Genomic DNA, 292 nt, shown 5'->3' on the forward strand with positions numbered 1-292 from the left:
GAAAATTTTGTCGTAGAGGAAGATCGCGCACCGGTTGAACTGACCGGTAGTGTTGCATTACTGGACGGCGCTTCAATGATTATTGGCTATGGCGCAGATCTGCAACAATCAACGATTACTGTACAGCAGGGCGGTGTGTTGATTCTCGACGGCAGTACGGTAAAAGGTGACAGTGTCACTTTCAGTGTTGGTAACATCAATCTGAATGGCGGAAAACTGTGGCTGATCACTGATGCGGCAACGCAGGTGCATCTGAAAGTGAAACGCCTGCGTGGAGAGGGAGCGATTTGCC

At 50.0% G+C, this 292-nt stretch carries 1 protein-coding gene; it reads left to right on the forward strand.

The genetic code is table 11. From position 1 onward, the window contains the following. Window positions 1–292: hypothetical protein (locus LZP73_RS20205; protein WP_234236711.1), on the forward strand; the 292-nt coding region annotated here is incomplete at both ends.

The sequence above is a fragment of the Shewanella sp. AS16 genome, from assembly GCF_021412365.1.
Lineage (GTDB): Bacteria > Pseudomonadota > Gammaproteobacteria > Enterobacterales > Shewanellaceae > Shewanella > Shewanella salipaludis.